This window comes from Trichocoleus sp. DQ-A1, assembly GCF_039961955.1.
Taxonomy (GTDB): domain Bacteria; phylum Cyanobacteriota; class Cyanobacteriia; order Cyanobacteriales; family FACHB-T130; genus FACHB-T130.
This window is the reverse complement of sequence record NZ_JAMPKE010000035.1, coordinates 38,566-59,847: the sequence shown is the minus strand read 5'-3', so window position 1 is coordinate 59,847 and position 21,282 is coordinate 38,566. Positions and strand designations below refer to the sequence as shown.

Here is a 21,282-nt window from a genome sequence, read left to right as displayed (position 1 = left end):
TTCTGTTCGACTGGGGTCGCATTCCACGCTCAAAAGGGGTCTAACACCAGCCATGACCATGCCAGCTTCTACCCCACCGCCTCCAGCAAACAGTACAACAGCCGTTGGAGCATTATCCCTAACGGGGTTGTCACCCCGTCAGTTATCCCAGTCCTGCTGCGGTTCTTCTCGCTGCGACTCTAACGTTTTACAGGCGGCGACAGGGGGTGCATAATCAGCGTTTGTGAGTTCCAACCCAAATGCCTGAAAAAGGAACTCTAGCAACTGCCGAGCGACACCAAGTTCGCGATTAAGGATTCGGGCTAGGGTATTGGGGGATAGGTCTGTGCATTCGTTGAGATATTCCTGCGTGAACCGCTTACCCCAGGTTTCCTCCGATTCTGCCTGCTGTTTTGCCGCTTGAAATCGCTGCCATCCATGAGGCGACAGAATGACTCCTCTGACTCGTGCCAAGGCAACTCTACTGCGCTTGGATTTCTTGGCATTGGCATCCATAAGCAAATTACCGGATTAAAGGGCAAAGCGAGTCTTTTTTATAACGGGCTGCATCCTTATTGTGCGAATTGCAAACCACTTATTAATCAGTGCCCTTTTTTCTGAAGAATACTACGCTTCACGATAAGTTGCAGCTTTAACTCAAGGAACTTGCGTGGTCTAAATGGAATGTCTGTTGAAGAATGAGAACAACGAGGTAAATGTCGAGTCAGCGCCTTCGTTCGCCTTGAACCCAACCCATTACATTCATTCAAAAGGTGAAACTATGAAACTTTACTATCGCGGTGTTAGGTACGAATACAATCCCTCAGAAGTTGAAACCACTTTAGGTGAAGTCGGTGGGAAGTACCGGGGATTAGATTGGAGATTCCGCAATTTGAAAAAGCCGCCAGTGCTGCAACCAACGGTTAGCCTGAAGTATCGCGGCGTTTACTATCAAACTGGCACAACCCCAACCCCTAAAAGCACTCAGCCGACAAAAACTCCGGCTTTCTCTACTCAACAGAAGGCGCGATCGCTAATGCACAATCAGAAGCGGACGCTCAAAAATCGTCAGCGATCTATGTTGTACCGTGCTGCGGCCGAATTTGGGTTGGCAATTCACCGTGCCTGGTAATCTGGCTCTTGAGCATCTCGTTTTTGTAAATCAGGGATCTAGGAGAATTTGAATCTATTCTCTCGCCTGCTCCCCTGCTTGTGGGATACATTTGCACAATTGGGATGCTCCCCTTTATGGCTAACCTACGCAACCAAAACTTCCTTGAAATAGAAGCGGTTTACGCTGATCTCAGAACTTTTATTCACCAGTGCAAATCCTTTGTTCCACGAGATTCGGGAGGAGGCGGTCGAATCCGGGGTAGCTGAGTGCATCGAAACCTTGCCGGAACAGTATGATACCTTGGTCACTGAGGGCGGTCAAAACCTTTCGGGCGGGCAGCGGTAGTGCCCGTGCGATGATCGCACCGACGCTCGTCACTAAGGCTCCTATACTCATCCTTAACGAACTTAAGAACGCACTGGAGTTGAAGCACGAGCAATAAGTTATAGAGGCCCTCCAGCGTCTACGTCACAACAGAACCATCAGCTTGGTCATGCACCAACTCGAAACCGCCGTAGACTGCAATCGAATTATTGTGATGCAGGGGGGCGAGATCGTCGAGGACGGCACCCATGTAGAGCTCCATGCCCGACGGGGGCTGTACTTCCGAATGTTGGGCTACCGTTTTTGAAAAAAAACTGGTGAGGCTATACAGGTACTTATGAATAGGACTACTCAAGGATAAAGCTATGAAAACAGGGATAAATCGGCAGTTACGCTTGGCATCTCGTCCTGTTGGTGACATCAAGGAAAGCGATTTTGAGTATCGGGAAGAACCAATCCCCACCCCTCAACAAGGTGAGATATTGGTACGGACTATCTATCTTTCGCTAGACCCCACCAATCGCATTTGGATGAGCGACATGGAGCAGTATATGCCTCCCGTTGAAATAGGGGAAGTCATGCGCGGTGGTATTATCGGTGTGGTTGAAGAGTCTAAGAATCAAAATTTTAAACAGGGAGATTTGGTTTCGGGTATGCTGGGTTGGCAAGATTATGCGATCGCTGAAGGGAACAGTGGCTTTTCTCTCACGCGACTACCTGACCCTTTGCCCTGTCCGCTCACCACATTTATGGGGCCCCTGGGACTTACGGGTTGCACGGCTTATTTTGGGCTTTTGGATATTGGACAGGCAAAAGTTGGAGAAACTGTGGTTGTGTCAGCCGCAGCAGGAGCAGTTGGTTCCATTGTTGGACAAATTGCCAAGATTAAAGGTTGTCGGGTGGTGGGAATAACTGGCTCTGATGAGAAATGCCGCTGGCTTGTTGAAGAACTTGGGTTTGATGCAGCGATTAACTATAAAACCGTTGACTTGGAAAGCGCAATCGCTCAAGCCTGTCCCAGAGGAATTGATGTTTATTTCGATAATGTTGGTGGTTCTATTCTTGATGCCGTGTTGACAAAAATTAATCTGCACGCACGTATTCCTTTATGCGGTTTAATCTCAACTTATAATGCAACAGAGCCTGTTCCTGGTCCTTATAATTACAGCAAGATTCTGATAAAGCGTGTTCGTGTGCAGGGGTTTATTATCCTCGATTATATTCCCCGATTGTCTGAAGCGATAAGCGACCTTGGACAGTGGCTCAATCAGGGAAAAATTAAATATGCTCTAGAGGTTGTCGAGGGCTTGGAAAATGCACCGAAAGCAATCCTAAAACTTTTCGACGGCAAAAAGAAGGGAAAACTGGTCGTTAACGTCTCAGAGGAACCTAGCTAGTTACGTCTGATTGGCTGTGGAGTTTTTGGAGTGTGGTAGGTGAGGTGCGATCGCACCTTAATTAAAGAATCCTTGGGCTAATAAACAGCCTAATTATTGAGGCGGATACCAGAGTTGGCCGACGTACCTCCAGCCTGTCTCTTGTTCGAGAAACGCTACAGTGGTCAAGTTTTTTTGCTTAGCCCTTGCCCCAACATTGACTGGACTGATGCCGAAGCGATCGCATAAATCCCGATGGCTAATGCCCTCATCTAGTGGTATGGAAGTAGTAGGTGTGTGCCTGAGAGATTCCGGCTTCGTTCTCAGGCGGCGAATTCCCCCATCTCTGTTCTGATACCAATTTAAATTAGTATTATAGCGATCGCCATATAGATTAGGATGCTGAACGCAAGACGTGTTTCATTGCATAGAATCAGCTCCAGTTCATAGCCTGATTCGGGAACGCCGAAACAGCATACCAGATCCGATAAACATCATGACGAAAAACGCATTCAGACCCAATACACCCAACACACCTATGGATGCTTCCACCGAGGTCACTTGGGGTTTCTTGATAATTAGTGCAATCATAGGAACCAATGCCTGAGCGAGTGCTGTTGCAAACAACGTACGTGCCATTCCCTGTGGCCGTAAACGCGCGATGGTGGCACCGAGGATTCCAATGGCGAGCACTCCGAAATACATCAGGTTAACAGGGTTGTCCTCAGACCCGATGATACCAACGGCAAGGTTCATCCAGACGAGGAGAAACGCTGCTGCGAGTGCAATGCCGACAGCTACTCGGTACGCCATAGTGCCCCCTTTCCTGGCTACCAGTTCATAGGCGAGACCCGTGCCAAAGATGAGGGTACCAGCGACAATGAAGTCGGTCAAATCCCAGACGACTTGATTGGTAAACAGCATCGCTATCAAGGGCATCAGCAATATGAATGCTGTCCCGAATGCAAGGCAAATAATGTTTTTGTTTTGCATAATGATATATGTTATGTTCTCTCTCATAATTCCCGCGGATGTTTCGACGAACAGCCAAAGAGCATAACCAAATAATCCTTGTCCTTCCTCTGCACGCTCTCGGAGAAGATCGGTGAAAGTTTGCTTCATTTCCTCACCGAAGCGCTCATAGTAAGGCTTTGAGTAGAGGCGAAGCAGTTTTGCATACCAGTTGCGGTATCGTCGTATTAAGCGTTCGTTCATATTTCCTAGGCAAAAGTATTCGGAAAGATCCGTCTTTGTTGAGCAACCATCAGAACTTCGCGGTATCGCTCCAATTCCGCAGCGAGTGCTTTTTTACCGAGCCCGGTGATTCTGTAGTAGATCCGCCGCTCGTCGTCCATTTTTGGGTCTATCTTTTTGTCACTCTCACGTATCAATCCCGCCTCGATCATGCGACCAAGCGAGCCGTAGAGCGTTCCAGGCCCCATCTTTACTTTTCTCTGTGAATCCAACTCGACCTGTTTCATGATTTCATAGCCATGTCTCTCCTGTGTGGAGAGTGCGAGAAGGATATGAAACACGGCTGGGGTAAGGGGTTTATTGGTTGTATTCTTTTTATCCATGCCTCATACTATATCCGTTACGGATATATGTCAATACGATGCTAAAAGTCTGAAAAAATACCACGCTTCACGATAAGTTGCAGCTTTAACTCAAGGGACTTGCATAGGCTAAATGGAATGTCTGTTGAACAATGAGAACAACGAGGTAAATGTCGAGTCAGCGCCTTCATTCGCCTTGAACCCAACGCATTACATTCATTCAAAAGGTGAAACCATGAAACTTTACTATCGCGGTGTTATAGCAGTTGCCAAGGCGATTAGGATTCTTGCCAAATACTGAAACCTTGGTCAGTCAATCTTCTGCCTTGGAGCCTTTAGCTATAAATAATGAGAACTATTCCAATAATGCGTTACAAGATGCCGTTAAATCGATTTGCTAAAACGGTAAGCTCGGTTTTGGCGAGAGTGCAGCAAGCTGGTAACTCAGCCGAATATCAGGCATGGCGGTGTCGCTTCATGTTGAATCGACTCCATTGGTTTGTATGGATTGCTATTATTGCCTGCCTAACCTTTCTCATCTTAGGTTTGTGTATTACATCCGTTCTTAATGCTTCAGGTAATCCGAACGAAGCAGTAAGCCAGGAAGAGAATTTAATCGATCTCATGATTTACATTACTATCGAGCTGAGTCTGCTGTTATGCTTAATTTTGCTGAAATCCCCTTGGGCATCTCGTTACCCGAAACGGCTTTTCTTATGCTGTTCTTGGTCAATCACCCTGCTTCCACAAATTCAAGCCACACTGCAAGAAAAGGTCGATCCTGTACTTATCGCTTGGACGATTGTATTTCCGGCACAAGCAACGTTAATTCCTGTAAATTGGCAGCTTCATTTAGTCTCGCAAGTGACAACGATAGGCTACTATTTTTGTGTCAAGCCATTACTAGGTTTGAGTAATCCAGAGGTTGAAAATCCTGTTCTCCATAACATCATAATTTTTGTCTTTTATTTCTGGATTTGCTTGATCTGTGACCTTGGTGTGTGTTTGTACGAACGCTTACACCGCAGTGAGTTTGAATCGAAACGGCAATCACAGGTGTTTTTACATGGCGTTTCTCACGATTTGCGTAACCCCGTGATAGGCACATTAATGGTGCTGAATAATTTACTGCAAAAGCCAGATGCAACGATTGCTATACCCCGCTCGATTTTAGAACGGATGGTGCAAGGGAGCGATCACCAACTTCAACTGATTAACTCCTTACTCGAAGCTCATGCAAATGATGTGCAAGGCATTGTCCTCCACACTGAACTCATTCAACTCAGTGGGTTGGTCAGTTCATCAGTGGCTGACTTAGAACCAATCTTGGAACAAAATCAAGCCATGCTGAAGAATTTAGTGCCTGAAGATTTACCGTTGGTGGCTGCTGATTCAACTCAACTATGGCGCGTTTTTAGTAATCTAATTACAAATGCAATTAAACATAATCCGTCTGGGTTGATGATAACGCTGAGTGCTACAGCCGGATCAAAAATGATACGCTGTAGCATTGAGGATAACGGCGTAGGGATGTCGGAAGAACAATGTAAGCGCCTATTTGAGCTGTACTTTCGTTCTTCCCATATACGAAATTCTTTAGGTTTAGGATTGGGATTGTACTTGTGCCGTCAAATCATCCATGCTCATGGTGGTGAAATTGGAGTTATTAGCTCTCTTGGTACAGGGACAAAATTTTGGTTCACGATCCCAATTAAGAGTTATATAACTACGAATACGACCCCTCGGAGCTTGAATGCTAGAACAGAAGACGGCCCTTTAACAAGTTCGTGGTTCTGGTCACGCTTATAATTTGATTTACCGTAGAGTTACCTATCGTATTGATCCGAATACAAAGCAGAGTCAAGTTCCTGTACAACCAGTAGCTTATAGATTGATCTATCGAATAATCGTATATTTTGTGAATAAAACTGCACAGGGAGAAGTTAGCGTAGTTACTCAACCTGCAAGCACTTCAAAACTTATAGGTCAGAAGATATAAAAAGGAAGCACATTTAATTTGTACAACTCAATGCTTTCTGATTCTTGAGTTTATTCTGCAATTCCTCATTCGTCAATGATTGCAAGTTTTTGTCTCTCCCAAACTATTTCACAATTTGAGGCTACAACAGAACCTTGACAACTTGATAAATTTTATCTACCCCGGAAAGAGTAACTCGAAGTTTTCCGGTGGGGGTTGAGGAAAAGGCCAAAGCGAATCTTTTTTATAACGAACTGCATCCTTTTGTGCGAATTGCAAATCACTGAATCAAGGCCCTTTTTCCTGAAAAATACCACGCTTCACGATAAGTTGCAGCTTAACTCAAGGAACTTGCATGGGCTAAATGGAATGTCTGTTGAAGAATGAAGACATGATTGAAAGCTAGGTTAACTACTTTGGTGGTCAATCAGACCATCAAGAAAACAAATAGGGCGGTATTTGGAAGCCCAAATCCGGAAGACCGTCTTGCAAGAATCCCTGAGTAAAGCAACCGCTTGAAGATGTGACCGAACCATAGTAAAGGATTTCCAATGAAAGTATTAATTGCATCAACAGCCGGCCTAGGCCATTTGAATCCACTGCTAGCCGTCGCCAACATTCTTATAAAACACAATCACGACGTAGTTGTACAGACGGCACCTAAGTTGAGGCCGATGGTGGAGGCGGCAGGGGTGCCGTTTACTCCGGAGCCTCCGGAAACCAACAGTTCCACTGATGCGATGGCTTTCTTCTTGGAGCTGAAGCAGGCGAAGAATCCAAACCCAGGACTGGAGATGGCAGCCTTCGACCTCGAATATTTCTTTGCGAAAAAGATCGGCGGGCAGGCAGCAGGACTCAAGCAGGCTCTGCAAGACTTTCCGGCGGATGTCATTGTAGCAGATTCGTTGTTCTTCGGTACGCTGCCGATGCTTCTGGGAGCACGCGAGGAACGTCCCGCGATTGTGCATCTGGGCGTTTCGCTACTGAATCTGTTCAGTGCGAGTCCGCCACAACCGGGCATGTCCCAGAAAGAGCAGCTTGCAGAACGTGAGAGACGAGAGCGTGTGTTTCATCAGCCAGCTAAGGCTGGGGTAGATAAGGCCCTAGCCGAACTTGGCTGCGGTCCGCTACCGTTTTCCCCCCAGGAGAGCATGTCTGTGCTGCCCGATCTTTATCTGCAACACGGAATCGAGAGTTTCCAGTATTCGGATGATTCGTCCTCCTCGTCGCCTGTGCATTATATCGGTCTTCTACCGATGCCACCAGGGCAGCCGGCGCTGCCAACGTGGTGGCATGAACTTGATCGGACAAAGCGCCTAGTTCTTGTGACTCAGGGAACGATCGCGAACCGAAATTTCGGGCAACTCATTGGTCCGACGTTGACTGGACTGGCCAAGGAAGAGGACGTGATCGTTCTGGTAAGCACGGGAGGACAACCGATCGAGTCGATTCTTACCGAGATTCCGGCAAATGCCTATCTTGCGTCGTTTCTGCCTTACGAATTGATTATGCAGAGTGTGGATCTGCTGGTCACGAACGGAGGATATGGCACGGTAAATCTGGCGCTGGCGCATGGGATTCCGATAGTCTCGGCAGGGATGACAGAGGACAAGGGGGAGGTATCGGCGCATGTGCAGTGGGCTGGTGTCGGAATCGACCTGAGAACCAATCAGGCAACGGCAGAGGACTTACGTGCAGCGGCCAGAGAAGTTCTCGACAACCCTGTGTATAGTGAGCGGGCAAAAGAGCTGGCGCTGGAGTTCGCGAACCACAACACGGAGATGGAGGTGCTCAGACTGATCGAAGCGTGTGTTCTTGAGCCATCGACCGTTTGAAAAATAGGGTAATGTCAGTAGACCGAAAACTTCTGCGATTGCTCTGCGATGGGAACTCTCTCATCTTCTACCCCTTGTATTTCTTTTCCTAACTGACAGTTACTGGCGGACTTCCCTTGGGAAGTCCACTGAGTCTAATTCCTCTCTCTTCACACCAGGCTCGATTGGAGCGGCTTCGATAAATTATTATCCACCCGTGAAAGGGTAACTCGAAGTTTTCCGGTGGGGTGGGGGTTGAGGAAAAGGGCAAAGTGAATCTTTTTTATAACGGGTTGCATACTTTTGTACGAATTGCAAACCACTGAATCAGTGCCTTTTTTCCTGAAGAATACCACGCTTCACCATAAGTTGCAGCTTAACTCGATGAACTTGCGTGGTTTAAATGGAATGTCTGTTGAAGAATGAGAACAACAATGTCGAGTCAGCACCTTCGTTCCCCTTGAACCCAACCTATTACATTTATTCAAAAGGTGAAACCATGAAACTTCACTATCGCGGTGTTAGCTACGAATACGACCCCTCGAAGCTTGAAAGCCAAAACAGAAGACAGCCTTTTAAGCAAGTTCGTGGCACTGGTCCCGCTTATAATTTGATTTACCGGGGGGTTACCTATCGATTCGATCCGAATACAAAGCAGAGTGAAGTTCCTGTACAACCACTAGCTTATAGATTGATCTATCGAGGAATCACCTACTTTGTGAATAAAACTGCACAGGGAGAAGTTAGCGTAGTTACTCAACCTGCAAGCACTCCAAAACTTATCAAGTCGGAAGATACAAGAAGGAAGCACATTTAATTTGTACAACTCAATCCTTTCTGATTCTTGAGTTTATTCTGCGATTCCTCCTTCGTCAAGGATTGCAAGTTTTTTTCTCTACCGAACTGTTTCATAAGTTGAGGCTAATCAAATGACTCATATTCTCCATCTTGATGCCAGTTCCCGTGGAGATTGCTCAGTCTCCGGCACCCTTGCAAAAGAGTCTATCTCAGATTAACAAGCTGCTCATCCAAACGAGGTAAAATCATGCTTAAATTCAACTTAAAACTGACTGCCTTAGCATTTTTAACACTAATTGCAGCTAACTCCACGGTGCCAGCCGTTGCTACTCAAGTTCAAAGCCCAGCCGAACAACTATGTCGGCTAAGACCAGGTATTAAACCTGTTTGCACAGTGTTGGTAACTGCCCCAAATGGAGTCGTCATCCGCTCTGGCCCTGGTTCTAATTATCGAAGAATTGGTGTCATCCCTTACCAACATGATGTCAACGTCAGAGTAACCTCCTCTTCTGGCAAATGGGTAAAGCTTGCTGCTCGTCCTGGTTGGATTCATTATCGCTACCTGCAAATGGCTGGGGACTGAAATACGCTCTCGTGGGGAAGAAAGAGCGAAGCTGTCACCAGGGGCAATCTAGCTCGAAACGCTTGCTCTTGTCAGTGTGACTTACTCCCTTCCCGCCAGAAAAATATTTATTCCGGGAGTGGCTCAAACGCGATCGCTAAAGCAGCTAGCGGTGAGATGTTTTAAGTACAAATACTTAAAATTCGGTCGGGGAAGCAGGAGGTCTCTAATCGCCAATAGACTGTGCTGAGTCCATCTGTTGTTCCTGATAACTAGTGGGACTTAGACATTTCCTAGCCCCTAAAGGGACTGAAAACCCTTCTGGGTAAGAAAAGAGGTCAATGCCCTAAAAACGCCTGAAACCCTTATGAACACTAGATTTGTACCCATTTGAGCTAAAAGTCTTTCCCTATCTAGATTTAAGTCCATTTTTGACTCAGTTTTTGTCTAAGTCCCGCTAGTTAATCAGCGTGAGAACTTATAGAGAAAGCAGCTTTCCAGCAATGACAAGCCGTAGTGAAAAGTTACGTCAAATTCCACCGGATTGGGACTTATGGCAAAAGCTATATCCAGAGGCTGTCGTTAGAGGCATAGAGCACGCCGCAACCGCAGAGTAGAGAAGCTGGCTGTGCCGCAAAAACTTTTAAAAGACAAAAGATCAGTTTACTTGTCTGCTCTGTCATCGTTCTCTCCGGGTTCCGATAACTCAAGGAGTAGCGGCAATACCACCGAACATTTAGCAAAGATGACATTAGGCAATAAAGCGCTGTCATTTCTAGAGAAGGAGTAGGTATAGCAAGCAATGCGGGCAGTTTTAGGCTTCTCATCTTAACCATTGACCTGGTTTTGCGATACACCCCAAAGAGGTACCACAATGAATATCTTAGTGATTGGAGCAGCCGGCAAGACGGGAAGACAGGTGGTGGAGCAGGCCGTTGCCGCTGGCCACAATGTGACGGGCTTCATCCGTGATAGTGCTCAATACAACGCCCCGCGTAACGTTCGCGTTCTCACTGGGGATGCAACCGACCAAGCGACGATGTCCCACGCGATAGATGGCCAAGACGCCGTGATCGATACAGTCGGCGGCAAGACGCCGTGGCGGAAGACGGAGATCGAACAACGAGTTGCCCGCGCTGTCGTCGCAGCCGCAAAGAAGCACGGCACACGCCGGATCATCGCGATCTCGGCTCTGGGTGTGGGGGACAGCACGGCGCAAGCAACACTACTGTTCCGGCTGCTGCTGCTGCCCACATTCCTGCGTGGATCTACAGCGGATAAGGCAGCTATGGAACGGGAGATTGCACAGGCAGGAATCTCCTATGTGCTAGTTCGCCCCGCCGTGTTAAACGACCAGCCCGCTGTCGGCTCCGTGCGTGTGCTCGTAGGCGTAGAGAAGGGCCGACAGGTAACCCGCGCCGATCTGGCCGCGTTCGTCATAGAGCAGTTGACCACGGACACGCATGTGAATCGAGCCGTTACGATTGCCAACAGCTAACATGGTGTGCCCGCGGAATATCTGGACGCTTCCATGTCTTATTCTTTTTGCGGCGCAACCTCATCATTCACGCCAGCGATAGTCCACAGGCACCCAAGCATAGCCCTGATTGTCTGCACGAATATGACTGACTCCTGGAAAAGAGACATGGGCGGCTGCGACGAGACGACGGGATTTTTCTGCATCGGCAAATTGTTTTGCCCGTTGCGCTGCTGCGGCATTAGGATCTCCCTGTGTTGCTTTTTGAGCATTCGTCAACCCCATTGCGCCTTGAATATTCATGCCTTCATAGAGCCGATCGCCCCGCAGACTTCATGAACCGCGAATGCACCGACCAACTTTGAATCTTATTTGCGCGATCACGACTGGCAAAACCAGCCAGAAGTGCGTCCGATGTCGGGTCGATGATTCTTTGAAACCACTAAATATCAGAGACAGCTACTGAATCAGCGCCTTTTTTCCTGAAGAAAACCGCACTTCACGATAAGTTGCAGCTTAACTCAAGGAACTTGCGTGGTCTAAATAGAATGCCTGTTGAAGAATGAGGACAACAAGGTAAATGTCGAGTCAGCGCCTTCCCACATTTACAGCAAGGAAACTAACCATGAGATTTAACTCCCATTGCATCGTCCAAGCCGTTCTGCTCTCTATCACTTTTCTCAGCGTTCTCAGTTTCACCCTTCTCTTCCAGCTTCCAGTCTCAGCCCAATCTGCCTCTCAGATTGCTCCTCAGATTGAGCAAATTGGCGAAGGCCAAGGAGATGTTCCACCTGCTTACCGCTTAGTTATCAGCGACTCCGAAAACATTGTCTATGTTTACTGCCCAGGAAACTATGCACCTAAGCTCGACTACCTCCGCAATGTAAAAGCACTGCAATGCGAACCAATGTAAGAGAACTCAGCTCATTCAATTGATTCGTCAACCACTCACAACTACAACTTTAAGGAGAATTTCCATGTCTACTACCACTCAACAGAAACCTGTCATTATTTTGCAACAAGGGTCAATTGGGCCAGAAGTTACCGATTTACAATACATTCTGCAAATACGCAAGTTCACTGTCAACGCGCCTGATGCTCAGTTCGGCCCCGTGACTAGAGCAGCAGTGGTTCGCTTTCAGCAATCCAAAAATCTAGTAGCTGATGGCATTGTCGGAGCAGCAACCTGGACTGCAATAGGATATGCTTGGCCAGAAAATCAGCCTGGAGTTTTCTTGCGAGAAGGGGATAGCAGCAATGCTGTGCAACGAATGCAGCAAGCGCTGTTAACAAAAAGATTCAGTTTGGGGTTGGCTGATGGTATTTTTGGCCCCAAAACCAAAGCTGCTGTGATTCAGTTACAGAAGAATGGTGACGGAGAACGCCTTTCCAATACTCAAGGAGTCGTTGGTCCCATAACCTGGGGCATCATCATGAGCCTCAAAGTGCCTTAGTTAGAGTATTATTGTCAGCTCTGATCTGAGTATCTTTTGCATAGATACCTTAATATGATGCGATCGCTTGATAGTAGGCGATCGCATTTCCATATTTAGCCTGATGACCCAGTTCAGGTATGATCCCCTCAATTATCCCTCTTCTGTCACTCCTGCTAGAGAATAGCTAAAAGCCCCAAACTTCGTTGGGTGCTGCTTGGCTGTACGGACGGAAACAATGCTTCAACAGCACTGCTATTATATTGTTTTCCGAGAGTGACAGAAAAGGGATAACATGGCGTGCTCATTGACATGTTCCCTCTTACCCAACTTGAGAACTCTTAAGCCCCTCTTTTTCAAGGGGGTCGGGGGATCTAACGATAAATAGCGGAATATCTGGGCGCTTCAATGTCTTATTCTTTTTGCGGCGCAACCTCATCGTTCACGCCAGCGATAGTCCACAGGCACCCAAGCATAGCCCTGATTGTCTGCACGAATATGACCGACTCCTGGAAAAGAGACATGGGCGGCTGCGACGAGACGACGGGATTTTTCTGCATCGGCAAATTGTTTTGCCCGTTGCACTGCTGCGGCATTAGGATCAACGTCAAAGTCGATCGTGATTTCGGGCTTCGGAAATTGAACCGAGGCGACGTGCACAATATCGCCCCAAAACTCGATACTCTCGCCTTGGCTTTCCACCAAGAAGAAACTGTGTCCGGGCGTATGGCCTGGGGTGGGGCGTGCGGTAATCCCAGGTATAATCACCGTCTCGCCGGAAAACGGTTTCAGCTTGCCCATATCCAGATAGGGTTTGACTGTCTTAACTGCTTCGTTGAAGTACCTTTGATAGTCTGGCGATCGCTTTGCATTAGCAGGGTTAAGCCAAAAATCAATATCGGGTTTGCCGACATAGACCGTAGCAGCAGGAAACATGGGTTGACCACCTACAACCAAACCACCGCTGTGATCGGTATGGATATGAGTAATGAGAACAATATCGATCTCGTCGGCCCTATAGCCTGCTGCCTGCAACGACCTTGGTAGCTTGCCGCCCAGTTCCCCAAACAATTCTCCTGAACCTGTGTCTATTAACACCTGGTTGTCTCCAGTATCAATGAGAAATACATTGATCGAAGCTTCAACAGGGTTTTTAACAAAGCTTTGATGCAGGAGACGATCGATTTCTGCCTGGTTCGTATTGGTCAGGATGGGATGCAGATCCAGTGGTACTGTGCCATCGCTGAGGGCGGTAATTGTGAAATTGCCTAACTTGAATTGATAGACACCCGGCACTTGAAGTTTTACCGTTTTCTCTGTGCTAATTCCCGGAAACGTAATTGAGGTTGCAATAATCAACACTGCGGTGATAACAGCTATGGCAAGTCTAAAAAACATATTCGAGATATCCCAGTGGTAATTGAAAATTGATGCAATATAAACTTAGTTTGTAAAACATTCTCCAATTGCACCACTCAAGATCCACTAAATTAAACGACAAATTAAAGCGATTTTCCACGAGAGAGACTGGAGCATTACAGCTTGGTGATGATTATGCTAGTGTCCTAATGCTTTCAGTGTTGCTTTTTGGGTATTCGCTAACCCCGTTGCGTCTTGAATATTCATGCCTTGCTTTCATAGAGGCGATCGCCCCGCGGGTTCCATGAACCGCGAAATTGAAGTTGCCAGTGTGGACATGACCATGCCGGAAATCGCTGCTGCGTTCAGCCGTGTTTTAGGAAAAACCGTCGAATACCAACAAATTCCGTTTGAAGCGTTTGAGCAGCAAATTGGAGAGAAATTGACTATTATGTATCGCTGGTTTGAGAACGTCGGCTATGCAGCGGATTTAGTACAGTTGAAACGTGATTTTCCTGCACCGACAGACTTTGAATCTTATTTGTGCGACTACGACCGGCAAAACTAACTGCAATCACGTCCGATGTCGGGTCGATGATTCTTTGAAACCACTAAATATAAGAGACAGCTACTGAATCAGTGCCTTTTTCCCTGAAAAATACCACGCTTCACCATAAGTTGCAGCTTAACTCAATGAACTTGCGTGGGCTAAATGGAACGTCTGTTGAAGAATGAGAACAACGAAGTAAATGTCGAGTCAGCGCCTTCGTTCGCATTGAATCCAACCCATACCAATTTAGGAAGAATCCCATGCCACAGTCAATCAACGCAGAACGACTTATCTTAGTCACCGGATCTACAGGCAATCAGGGAAGCGCGATCGCCCGTCATCTTTTGCAACGCGGCAATTTCAAGGTTCGCGCCTTGGTGCGTGACCCAAACAAGCCTGCATCTCTTGCCCTCCAACAAGCAGGCGCAGAACTCGTAGTCGGAGATCTCAACGATCGCGCTTCCCTCGATCGCGCTTTGCAAGGTGCCTACGGTGTTTTTTCGCTACAGATCTTTCTAGATGGATTAGACACCGAAATCCGTCAGGGCAAAGCGGTTGCAGACGCGGCGAAAGCGGTAGGCATCCAGCACTTCGTCTACAGTTCGGTGGGGAGCGCCGAACGCAACACGGGTGTTCCGCATTTCGACAGCAAATTTCAAGTCGAAGAATATATCCGAGCGAGCGAGTTGCCCTACACAATCCTGCGACCCGTTTTCTTTCTCTACAACTACAACATGATGCGCCCGATGGTTGAGACTGGAACGCTCTTTCAGCCATTGAGTCCTGAGACGAAGTTGCAGCAGCTTTCTGAAGAAGATTATGGGGAGATGGTCGCTGATGTATTCGATCGCCCCGCAGACTTCATGAACCGCGAAATTGAACTTGCCAGTGTGGACATGACCATGCCGGAAATCGCTGCTGCATTCAGCCGTGTTTTAGGAAAAACCGTCCAATACCAACAAATTCCATTTGAAGCGTTTGAGCAGCAAATTGGAGAGGAATTGACTATCATGTATCGCTGGTTTGAGAACGTAGGCTACGCAGCAGATTTAGCACAGTTGAAACGTGATTTTCCTGCACCGACGGACTTTGAATCTTATTTGCGCGACCACGACTGGCAAAAATAACCAGAAGCGCATCCGACGTCGGGTCGATGATTCTTTGAAACCACTAAATATTAGAGGCATTCGTGAAGACATTTGAAAGTAAAGTTTGCGAAAAATACCACCCTTCACGATAAGTCGCAGCTTAACTCAAGGAACTTGCGTGGGCTAAATGGAATGCCTGTTGAAGAATGAGGACAACGAGATAAATGAGCGCAACGAGGTAAATGTCGAGCCAGCGCCTTCGTTCCTTTGAATCTAACCCATAGCGATTTAGGAGAAATCCCATGAGCACAATCACAACGCAAGATGGCACACAGATTTACTACAAAGATTGGGGTACAGGACAACCCATTGTCTTCAGCCACGGTTGGCCTTTGAATTCTGATAGTTGGGAAGCTCAAATGCTGTTTCTAGCAGACCACGGATTTCGGGCGATCGCTCATGACCGTCGTGGACACGGGCGATCGAGCCAGCCCTGGAACGGAAACGAGATGGATACCTATGCTGATGATCTCGCGACGCTGATTGAAACACTAGACCTGAGCGGAGCTAGCTTAATTGGTTTCTCCACAGGTGGCGGTGAGGTTGCCCGCTACATCGGTCGCCACGGCACAGCGCGAGTTGCAAAAGCCGCACTGATCTCCGCTGTTCCGCCACTGATGCTGAAGACAGAGAATAATCCTGACGGACTGCCGATCGAGGTATTCGATGGGCTTCGTGCTGGCTCCCTGGCTGACCGATCGCAGCTCTATAAGGATCTCGCTAGCGGCCCCTTCTTCGGCTTCAACCGTCCGGGTGCCAACGTCTCCCCCGGCATGATTGACTGGTTTTGGTTCCAAGGAATGCAGGCCGGACACAAGAACGCATTCGACTGCATTAAGGCATTTTCTGAAACAGATTTCACTGGTGATCTCAAAAAGTTCGACGTACCAACGTTGATCATTCATGGCGATGATGATCAGATCGTGCCAATCGGTGCCGCTGCTCTAGCCGCCGCCAAACTGGTGAAGAATGTCACTCTGAAAATCTATCCCGGCGCACCTCACGGTTTAACAGATACGCACAAGGAACAACTCAACAACGACCTTCTATCGTTCCTCAAGGACTGACACTAGACGTTGCTGTGAGACATCTTTCTCAGAGGGATGAACCCCGGTGTAAGCATTAGCAATTATTCGCCGCAAGCATTGTGGATTGTATTCAACAAAGAGATTCAGCGATCGCCACGAGAAACTCGAACGTTTAATCGGTGTTGCTGAATACAGGTATGAATTCAAGATTTCGGAATGGCTATAAGCCAAGTAGGGTGAGTTTTGTAACTTCAAGCCAAAAGTTGATTCATACCGTGAATCAGCAACGCCGTTTAATCTTTCACTCGTATCAACTTTAAAGCAGAGGTAAGAATGATCACACTTGAGAACAAAGTCGCTTTAGTCACTGGAGCCACGTCAGGAATCGGTAAAGCGACTGCTCTCGCACTGGGAACCGCAGGTGCAAAGGTTGTTTTTTCAGGCAGACGCGACCCAGAAGGAGAGGCAACCGCTGCAATGATTCGTCATGCTGGCGCTGAATGTTTATTTGTACGTTCAGATGTATCGAGTGAGGAAGATGTCAAAGCGTTAGTGCAGAAGACAATTGAGACCTACGGACGCCTCGATTGTGCCTTCAATAATGCAGGGATTGATCTACCTCCAAAACCCCTGCATGAACAATTGATCGAAGACTTTGACAAACTCATGGCAATCAACGTGCGGGGACTCTTTTTGTGTATGAAACATGAGATTGGGCAAATGCTGTCTCAAGGATCTGGAGTGATTGTCAACAACTCTTCAGTCGGAGGTTTAGTTTCGTTTCCAGGGGTATCTATTTACAGCGCGAGTAAACATACGGTCATGGGGCTGACACGAGGGGCAGCCCTCGACTATGCCAAACAGGGTATTCGGATCAATGCGATTAATCCTGGCTTGATTGCGACTGAGATGACGGATCGTTTCACTGACAAGTTGGGCAGCACGGCAGATGGTTTAGCGTCTATGGTGCCAATGGGACGCATGGGTCAGGCAGAAGAAATCGCTCAAGCCGTGGTTTTTCTCTGCTCTGATGCTGCCAGCTACATTACTGGCCAACCTCTGGTCGTAGATGGCGGATTCACAGCGAGCTGATCAAGACAATCAAAATCAGGGCTACTATCTCGTCGAAGAGGCGTGGAGCAGTTTCCGCCAAATCCGTTGACGAAAACCCTGAAACCGCCAACATCAAATCCTCTCGCTAGCGGCAGTCGCAGTGAAGCATTCCACCCTAAAAGTGTATCCAGGCGCACCCCACAGTTTAACAGATACGCACAAGGAACAACTCAACAACGACCTTCTATCGTTCCTTAAGGACTGACACTAGACGTTGCTGTGAGACATCTTTCTCGGAGGGATGAACCCCGGTGTAAGCATTAGCAATTATTCGCCACAAACATTGTGGACTGTATTCAAAGAGATTCAATTTTAGGAGTAGAACCCATGAAATTAAAGCCTATCAGTCAGCAAGTAGTCGCCATCGTTGGCGCTTCTAGTGGAATTGGCAGAGAAACAGCCCTGCGGTTTGCCAAAAAAGGGGCAAAGGTTGTTGTTGCAGCTCGTAGCGAGTCTGGGTTGGCAACGTTGGTGGAGGAAATTAAACAGTTGGGTGGAGAAGCGATCGCTGTCATTGCTGATGTCAGCGAATTTGAACAGGTAAAAGCGATCGCCGATCAGACCATTGCCACTTACGGACGACTCGATACCTGGGTACATCTATCGGGAACCAGCATCGTTGCACCGTTTGACCAAATAACACCGGAAGAATTTAGAAGGGTCATTGATGTCAACCTGAATGGACAGGCGTATGGCGCGATGGTGGCTCTACCGCACCTCAAAAAACAGGGAGGTGGGGCACTTATTCATGTTTCCTCATTAGCAGCAAGAGTTCCGTTTCCATTACAAAGTCCCTATGCAGCTTCCAAGCACGGCGTAGCAGGCTTTTTAGATTCCATGAGAATTGAATTGCAGTACCAGAAACAGCCGATCAGCGTCACTAATGTGATGCCCGCCATCACAAATACCCCCATTTTCAACAAAATTCGGACGAAGCTGGGAGTAGCGCCTGCTGGATTACCGCCTTACAACAAACCCAGCACCGTTGCTGATGCCATTTTATATGTGGCTGAGCATCCTACCCGTGACTTTGTTGTGGGTGATATGGGGCGAGTATTAGAGATGCTGCAACGCATTGCCCCGTCGATTATCGATCGCTTATTTCTCCAGGTTGGCTTTACCGCTCAGCTGACAGGTGAGCCAAAATCTGCGGATGCACCCGACAACCTATATGCCCCAATCTCTGGTTACGACACCGTAGAGGGCGACTTTGGCAAGTTGAGCGTACCCAGCTTCACGGATTGGCTAGATAGAAACCCGCCGTTTAAGTGGGGTGCGCTCACAGTAGTTGCTGCCTGCGGATTGATTGCCATGCTGGGGGGTATTTCAGGCTAAAAACCGTGTTGTTATGGTGTCGCAACTGAAGGCATGACGATGGGTTCCACGCTGATTGACCCCTGTAGCGTTGGTGACCTGCGGTTGCGATCGCCTAACCCACTCGATGGTAGGTTTCAATTTTCTCTTACTGCCAACTCAATGCCGACAACATTTTGGAGAGAACGATTATGAAAGGTTACGGGTCAACGGGGCTTGAAGGCATACTTCAGAAAAGCTACACAGTTAAGATTAGCGAGTACATTGGCAGCGGCTGGAAAACGTTCAAGAAAAATCCTGCTGGGTTTGTTGGCTTTACACTTGTGTTTTTCTTGATTAACCTTGCGATCGCTAAAGTTAGCCAGTCTGTCACTCTAGAGGGGTTCATCAGCTTCTTAATTTCTGCTCCTTTAAATGCAGGATTTTTAATCGTGGCATTTAAACTTTTGAAAAATCGAGCCACAACGTTTGGTGATTTCTTTAGGGGGTTCAATAACTACCTGCCGCTTTTCCTGGTCAGTCTCGTTTCTAGCCTGGTGATTGGCATTGGGTTGTTATTGCTTCTCATTCCTGGTCTTTACCTAGCAGTCGCCTACATCTTTGCACTGCCCTTAGTACTTGAAAAGAAGATGAGCTTCTGGGATGGGATGGAGCTGAGCCGCAAGCTGATTTCCAAACAGTGGTTCTCTTTCCTTAGCTTTGCTTTGGTGTTGATACTACTAAATCTAGCAGGTGTTTTGCTGCTGGGTGTGGGTCTGCTAGTGACGATTCCGATCAGTACTTGCGCGATCGCTGCCGCTTACGCAGACATCGTGGGTTTACCATCTAGCAGTGCTGATTTTGGAAGCGATGTTAGTACCTGAGTGCCTTTCCTGGGCAAATCTGCTTAAAGAAGGTGGATAGTTTTTGACCAATCGCCTTCTTCATCTACGCCACTCGATGGCAGGTTTCAATCTTCTCTTACTCTTAGTGCCAACTCAATACCAACAACATTAGAACAAGCTATGAACGTTGACTCACGCACTGATGTTTTTGATGTCATCATCGTCGGTGGCGGTCCAGCCGGTTTGACTGCTGCCTTGATGCTCGGACGAGCCTGCAAACGGGTCTTGGTCTGCGATGCTGGAAAGCCACGCAATCAAGTTGCTCATGCTGCTCATGGTTTCTTGTCTAGAGATGGAATTTCACCGGCACAACTGCTGCAAATTGGACGAGAGCAATTGCATCCTTACGATGTTGAAATTCAGGTGGGTGAAGTAGTCGATGCTCAAAAATTGGGTGATCGCTTTCAAGTGACCCTGAGTGATGGCAACCAATTTGTTGGTCGCAAACTACTGTTAGCCACGGGTATGAAAGATTCACTTCCGGCAATTGATGGATTCGCAAAACTCTGGGGTAGCAGCATTTTCCACTGTCCTTACTGTCATGGTTGGGAAGTGCGAGATCAACCTTTAGCGATTTATGGCAGAGGTGAGGTAGGACTTGAAATGACATTCATGCTGACCGGCTGGAGCCGCGATTTAGTATTGTGTTCAGATGGTTCTGCCGAATTAACTCATGAGCAACGACAGCAGTTATCAAATTGGGGGGTTCAGCTACGCGAAGAAAAAATTGCTCGACTCGAACATCAAGACGACAAACTAACAGGGATCGTCTTTACGAACAATAAAATGCTGCCCCGTCGTGGTATATTGCTGCGCCCTCGATCGTATCAGCACAGCCATCTAGCCGCAAAGTTAGGTTGTAAACTTGGCAGCGATGACATTGTACAAGTGGATGAGAGTAAGCAAACCTCGATTCCTGGACTCTATGCAGTGGGCGATGTGTCTAGTCCTTATTCACAGATCGCCGTAGCAGTAGCAAGTGGGACACTCGCTGCTGTTTCCATCAATCACACTTTGACTGAAGAAAATCTGGTTCAACTTAGGTAATCAGCGATAAGGAGCTATGAGTCATGTTAAAGTCCGAGACTTTTGCATCAAATCAACAATTTATTAATGCTTGGAGTTACTTCGCCAGTACATGTCCTGAAGGAGAAGTTTTAGAAACAAATGAGTTAGTCATCACCTGGAGCGGTACAGATAATTTCTTTATCAATGCTGTCTTTTTTACTGAATCTGTCCGTGACGAGGTTGAGCTAGAAACAAAAATAAAAATGGCTTATGATTATGCTAAAAAGCGCAATCAGCCCTGGTGGATGATAGTCGCTGAAGACTCGATACCAGAGTTCCTTAGTCCTCAGCTCGATGAAGTCTTTGCTCGACAGGGGCTTGTTCCCTTACTCAGGATGGCTGGTATGGCTACTGAGCAACTGCTTCCTTCAACAAGACATAGTTCAAAATTAGGTAGTGGTGAATAG

26 protein-coding genes and 2 pseudogenes are annotated in these 21,282 nt (G+C 47.4%); 20 read left to right on the top strand and 8 right to left on the bottom strand.

Annotation, left to right across the window (positions count from 1 at the left end):
* Window positions 1–183, top strand: a 183-nt coding sequence (locus NDI33_RS23130) for a hypothetical protein (protein WP_206753676.1), incomplete at its 5' end; no start/stop codon positions are given.
* Here NDI33_RS23130 and NDI33_RS23125 read toward each other — a convergent pair.
* On the bottom strand, window positions 139–495 hold the full coding sequence (locus tag NDI33_RS23125; protein WP_190676312.1) for a hypothetical protein: 357 nt from the start codon (window positions 493–495) through the stop codon (window positions 139–141). The genes NDI33_RS23130 and NDI33_RS23125 overlap by 45 nt on opposite strands.
* A 265-nt stretch (window positions 496–760) precedes the next feature.
* Between NDI33_RS23125 and NDI33_RS23120 the strand changes: the two genes are divergently transcribed.
* Window positions 761–1,111, top strand: a complete 351-nt coding sequence (locus NDI33_RS23120; RefSeq protein WP_190676310.1) for a DUF4278 domain-containing protein — start codon at window positions 761–763, stop codon at window positions 1,109–1,111.
* A 180-nt stretch (window positions 1,112–1,291) separates the two neighbouring features.
* Here the strand turns inward: NDI33_RS23120 and NDI33_RS23115 are convergent, their stop codons facing one another.
* On the bottom strand, window positions 1,292–1,489 hold the full coding sequence (locus tag NDI33_RS23115; protein WP_190676308.1) for a hypothetical protein: 198 nt from the start codon (window positions 1,487–1,489) through the stop codon (window positions 1,292–1,294).
* 67 nt (window positions 1,490–1,556) lie between these two features.
* On the bottom strand, window positions 1,557–1,679 hold the full coding sequence (locus NDI33_RS23110) for a hypothetical protein (RefSeq protein WP_277878896.1): 123 nt from the start codon (window positions 1,677–1,679) through the stop codon (window positions 1,557–1,559).
* A gap of 103 nt (window positions 1,680–1,782) precedes the next feature.
* Here NDI33_RS23110 and NDI33_RS23105 point away from each other — a divergent pair, with 103 nt between their 5' ends.
* A complete protein-coding gene (locus NDI33_RS23105; RefSeq protein WP_190676306.1) occupies window positions 1,783–2,814 on the top strand; it encodes an NADP-dependent oxidoreductase in 1,032 nt (343 codons plus the stop codon).
* Between the two features lie 423 nt (window positions 2,815–3,237).
* On the opposite strand, the gene NDI33_RS23100 is transcribed toward NDI33_RS23105, so the two are convergent.
* The gene (locus tag NDI33_RS23100; protein ID WP_190676315.1) at window positions 3,238–3,786 is read right to left on the bottom strand and encodes a hypothetical protein; all 549 of its coding nucleotides are present in this window, start codon (window positions 3,784–3,786) and stop codon (window positions 3,238–3,240) included.
* Between the two features lie 227 nt (window positions 3,787–4,013).
* A complete protein-coding gene (locus NDI33_RS23095; protein ID WP_190676304.1) occupies window positions 4,014–4,370 on the bottom strand; it encodes a PadR family transcriptional regulator in 357 nt (118 codons plus the stop codon).
* Between the two features lie 327 nt (window positions 4,371–4,697).
* On the opposite strand from NDI33_RS23095, the gene NDI33_RS23090 reads away from it, so the two are divergent.
* Both NDI33_RS23090 and NDI33_RS23085 read left to right on the top strand, forming a co-directional pair.
* Window positions 4,698–6,158, top strand: coding sequence for a HAMP domain-containing sensor histidine kinase (locus tag NDI33_RS23090; protein WP_242033164.1), 1,461 nt, complete (start codon window positions 4,698–4,700; stop codon window positions 6,156–6,158).
* A gap of 720 nt (window positions 6,159–6,878) precedes the next feature.
* Window positions 6,879–8,162: a glycosyltransferase gene (locus tag NDI33_RS23085; protein WP_190676302.1), complete on the top strand. Its 1,284-nt coding sequence runs from the start codon at window positions 6,879–6,881 to the stop codon at window positions 8,160–8,162.
* Between the two features lie 91 nt (window positions 8,163–8,253).
* Here NDI33_RS23085 and NDI33_RS23080 read toward each other — a convergent pair.
* Window positions 8,254–8,346, bottom strand: a pseudogene (locus NDI33_RS23080) (transposase); the annotation flags it as partial.
* Window positions 8,347–8,640: 294 nt separating this feature from the next.
* Here NDI33_RS23080 and NDI33_RS23075 point away from each other — a divergent pair.
* The 3 genes from NDI33_RS23075 (at window position 8,641) to NDI33_RS23065 (ending at window position 10,999) form a co-directional block, all read left to right on the top strand.
* Window positions 8,641–8,958 carry a DUF4278 domain-containing protein gene (locus NDI33_RS23075; protein ID WP_190676300.1) on the top strand — a complete coding sequence of 106 codons (318 nt, stop codon included), beginning with the start codon at window positions 8,641–8,643 and terminating at the stop codon, window positions 8,956–8,958.
* Window positions 8,959–9,186: 228 nt separating this feature from the next.
* Complete coding sequence (locus tag NDI33_RS23070) at window positions 9,187–9,522, top strand: SH3 domain-containing protein (RefSeq protein WP_190676298.1); 336 nt, start codon at window positions 9,187–9,189, stop codon at window positions 9,520–9,522.
* An 853-nt stretch (window positions 9,523–10,375) separates the two neighbouring features.
* The gene (locus NDI33_RS23065) at window positions 10,376–10,999 is read left to right on the top strand and encodes an NAD(P)H-binding protein (RefSeq protein ID WP_190676296.1); all 624 of its coding nucleotides are present in this window, start codon (window positions 10,376–10,378) and stop codon (window positions 10,997–10,999) included.
* Window positions 11,000–11,062: 63 nt separating this feature from the next.
* Here NDI33_RS23065 and NDI33_RS23060 read toward each other — a convergent pair whose 3' ends face one another.
* The gene (locus tag NDI33_RS23060; protein WP_199302468.1) at window positions 11,063–11,281 is read right to left on the bottom strand and encodes a hypothetical protein; all 219 of its coding nucleotides are present in this window, start codon (window positions 11,279–11,281) and stop codon (window positions 11,063–11,065) included.
* Between the two features lie 322 nt (window positions 11,282–11,603).
* Between NDI33_RS23060 and NDI33_RS23055 the strand changes: the two genes are divergently transcribed.
* Window positions 11,604–11,891 (top strand): hypothetical protein, encoded by a 288-nt coding sequence (locus tag NDI33_RS23055; RefSeq protein WP_190676294.1) that lies wholly within the window; start codon window positions 11,604–11,606, stop codon window positions 11,889–11,891.
* A 64-nt stretch (window positions 11,892–11,955) separates the two neighbouring features.
* Window positions 11,956–12,432: a peptidoglycan-binding protein gene (locus tag NDI33_RS23050; protein ID WP_190676292.1), complete on the top strand. Its 477-nt coding sequence runs from the start codon at window positions 11,956–11,958 to the stop codon at window positions 12,430–12,432.
* 414 nt (window positions 12,433–12,846) lie between these two features.
* Here NDI33_RS23050 and NDI33_RS23045 read toward each other — a convergent pair whose 3' ends face one another.
* Window positions 12,847–13,809 (bottom strand): MBL fold metallo-hydrolase, encoded by a 963-nt coding sequence (locus tag NDI33_RS23045; protein ID WP_190676290.1) that lies wholly within the window; start codon window positions 13,807–13,809, stop codon window positions 12,847–12,849.
* Window positions 13,810–14,035: 226 nt separating this feature from the next.
* On the opposite strand from NDI33_RS23045, the gene NDI33_RS23040 reads away from it, so the two are divergent.
* The 10 genes and pseudogenes from NDI33_RS23040 to NDI33_RS22995 all read left to right on the top strand — a co-directional run bounded on the left by NDI33_RS23040 (window position 14,036) and on the right by NDI33_RS22995 (window position 21,282).
* Window positions 14,036–14,338, top strand: coding sequence for an NmrA family NAD(P)-binding protein (locus tag NDI33_RS23040; protein ID WP_199302467.1), 303 nt, complete (start codon window positions 14,036–14,038; stop codon window positions 14,336–14,338).
* 242 nt (window positions 14,339–14,580) lie between these two features.
* Window positions 14,581–15,447 carry an NmrA/HSCARG family protein gene (locus tag NDI33_RS23035; RefSeq protein ID WP_190676288.1) on the top strand — a complete coding sequence of 289 codons (867 nt, stop codon included), beginning with the start codon at window positions 14,581–14,583 and terminating at the stop codon, window positions 15,445–15,447.
* Window positions 15,448–15,710: 263 nt separating this feature from the next.
* Window positions 15,711–16,535, top strand: coding sequence for an alpha/beta hydrolase (locus tag NDI33_RS23030; protein WP_190676286.1), 825 nt, complete (start codon window positions 15,711–15,713; stop codon window positions 16,533–16,535).
* A gap of 294 nt (window positions 16,536–16,829) precedes the next feature.
* Window positions 16,830–17,588, top strand: a complete 759-nt coding sequence (locus NDI33_RS23025; RefSeq protein ID WP_190676282.1) for an SDR family oxidoreductase — start codon at window positions 16,830–16,832, stop codon at window positions 17,586–17,588.
* 109 nt (window positions 17,589–17,697) lie between these two features.
* Window positions 17,698–17,814: pseudogene (locus NDI33_RS23020) on the top strand (alpha/beta hydrolase); the annotation flags it as partial.
* A gap of 122 nt (window positions 17,815–17,936) precedes the next feature.
* Window positions 17,937–18,944 carry an SDR family oxidoreductase gene (locus NDI33_RS23015; protein ID WP_190676280.1) on the top strand — a complete coding sequence of 336 codons (1,008 nt, stop codon included), beginning with the start codon at window positions 17,937–17,939 and terminating at the stop codon, window positions 18,942–18,944.
* Between the two features lie 33 nt (window positions 18,945–18,977).
* Window positions 18,978–19,118 carry a hypothetical protein gene (locus NDI33_RS23010; RefSeq protein ID WP_348245675.1) on the top strand — a complete coding sequence of 47 codons (141 nt, stop codon included), beginning with the start codon at window positions 18,978–18,980 and terminating at the stop codon, window positions 19,116–19,118.
* A complete protein-coding gene (locus tag NDI33_RS23005) occupies window positions 19,115–19,786 on the top strand; it encodes a glycerophosphoryl diester phosphodiesterase membrane domain-containing protein (RefSeq protein WP_190676277.1) in 672 nt (223 codons plus the stop codon). The genes NDI33_RS23010 and NDI33_RS23005 overlap by 4 nt, the downstream gene beginning before the upstream one ends.
* Window positions 19,787–19,927: 141 nt before the next feature.
* Window positions 19,928–20,854, top strand: coding sequence for an NAD(P)/FAD-dependent oxidoreductase (locus NDI33_RS23000; protein ID WP_190676275.1), 927 nt, complete (start codon window positions 19,928–19,930; stop codon window positions 20,852–20,854).
* Between the two features lie 23 nt (window positions 20,855–20,877).
* The gene (locus NDI33_RS22995) at window positions 20,878–21,282 is read left to right on the top strand and encodes a hypothetical protein (RefSeq protein ID WP_190676273.1); all 405 of its coding nucleotides are present in this window, start codon (window positions 20,878–20,880) and stop codon (window positions 21,280–21,282) included.

What these genes read in the sequence shown, in the direction of transcription:
- NDI33_RS23075 (WP_190676300.1), top strand. Translation starts at nt 8,641, where the DNA reads ATGAAACTTCACTATCGCGGTGTTAGCTACGAATACGACCCCTCGAAG.
- NDI33_RS23010 (WP_348245675.1), top strand. Translation starts at nt 18,978, where the DNA reads ATGACGATGGGTTCCACGCTGATTGACCCCTGTAGCGTTGGTGACCTG.
- NDI33_RS23085 (WP_190676302.1), top strand. Translation starts at nt 6,879, where the DNA reads ATGAAAGTATTAATTGCATCAACAGCCGGCCTAGGCCATTTGAATCCA.
- NDI33_RS23090 (WP_242033164.1), top strand. Translation starts at nt 4,698, where the DNA reads ATGAGAACTATTCCAATAATGCGTTACAAGATGCCGTTAAATCGATTT.
- NDI33_RS23045 (WP_190676290.1), bottom strand. Translation starts at nt 13,809, where the DNA reads ATGTTTTTTAGACTTGCCATAGCTGTTATCACCGCAGTGTTGATTATT.
- NDI33_RS23005 (WP_190676277.1), top strand. Translation starts at nt 19,115, where the DNA reads ATGAAAGGTTACGGGTCAACGGGGCTTGAAGGCATACTTCAGAAAAGC.
- NDI33_RS23120 (WP_190676310.1), top strand. Translation starts at nt 761, where the DNA reads ATGAAACTTTACTATCGCGGTGTTAGGTACGAATACAATCCCTCAGAA.
- NDI33_RS23040 (WP_199302467.1), top strand. Translation starts at nt 14,036, where the DNA reads ATGCCTTGCTTTCATAGAGGCGATCGCCCCGCGGGTTCCATGAACCGC.
- NDI33_RS23030 (WP_190676286.1), top strand. Translation starts at nt 15,711, where the DNA reads ATGAGCACAATCACAACGCAAGATGGCACACAGATTTACTACAAAGAT.
- NDI33_RS23015 (WP_190676280.1), top strand. Translation starts at nt 17,937, where the DNA reads ATGAAATTAAAGCCTATCAGTCAGCAAGTAGTCGCCATCGTTGGCGCT.
- NDI33_RS23035 (WP_190676288.1), top strand. Translation starts at nt 14,581, where the DNA reads ATGCCACAGTCAATCAACGCAGAACGACTTATCTTAGTCACCGGATCT.
- NDI33_RS23025 (WP_190676282.1), top strand. Translation starts at nt 16,830, where the DNA reads ATGATCACACTTGAGAACAAAGTCGCTTTAGTCACTGGAGCCACGTCA.
- NDI33_RS23070 (WP_190676298.1), top strand. Translation starts at nt 9,187, where the DNA reads ATGCTTAAATTCAACTTAAAACTGACTGCCTTAGCATTTTTAACACTA.
- NDI33_RS23125 (WP_190676312.1), bottom strand. Translation starts at nt 495, where the DNA reads ATGGATGCCAATGCCAAGAAATCCAAGCGCAGTAGAGTTGCCTTGGCA.
- NDI33_RS22995 (WP_190676273.1), top strand. Translation starts at nt 20,878, where the DNA reads ATGTTAAAGTCCGAGACTTTTGCATCAAATCAACAATTTATTAATGCT.
- NDI33_RS23110 (WP_277878896.1), bottom strand. Translation starts at nt 1,679, where the DNA reads ATGGAGCTCTACATGGGTGCCGTCCTCGACGATCTCGCCCCCCTGCAT.
- NDI33_RS23095 (WP_190676304.1), bottom strand. Translation starts at nt 4,370, where the DNA reads ATGGATAAAAAGAATACAACCAATAAACCCCTTACCCCAGCCGTGTTT.
- NDI33_RS23100 (WP_190676315.1), bottom strand. Translation starts at nt 3,786, where the DNA reads ATGCAAAACAAAAACATTATTTGCCTTGCATTCGGGACAGCATTCATA.
- NDI33_RS23065 (WP_190676296.1), top strand. Translation starts at nt 10,376, where the DNA reads ATGAATATCTTAGTGATTGGAGCAGCCGGCAAGACGGGAAGACAGGTG.
- NDI33_RS23055 (WP_190676294.1), top strand. Translation starts at nt 11,604, where the DNA reads ATGAGATTTAACTCCCATTGCATCGTCCAAGCCGTTCTGCTCTCTATC.
- NDI33_RS23105 (WP_190676306.1), top strand. Translation starts at nt 1,783, where the DNA reads ATGAAAACAGGGATAAATCGGCAGTTACGCTTGGCATCTCGTCCTGTT.
- NDI33_RS23060 (WP_199302468.1), bottom strand. Translation starts at nt 11,281, where the DNA reads ATGAATATTCAAGGCGCAATGGGGTTGACGAATGCTCAAAAAGCAACA.
- NDI33_RS23000 (WP_190676275.1), top strand. Translation starts at nt 19,928, where the DNA reads ATGAACGTTGACTCACGCACTGATGTTTTTGATGTCATCATCGTCGGT.
- NDI33_RS23115 (WP_190676308.1), bottom strand. Translation starts at nt 1,489, where the DNA reads ATGAGTATAGGAGCCTTAGTGACGAGCGTCGGTGCGATCATCGCACGG.
- NDI33_RS23050 (WP_190676292.1), top strand. Translation starts at nt 11,956, where the DNA reads ATGTCTACTACCACTCAACAGAAACCTGTCATTATTTTGCAACAAGGG.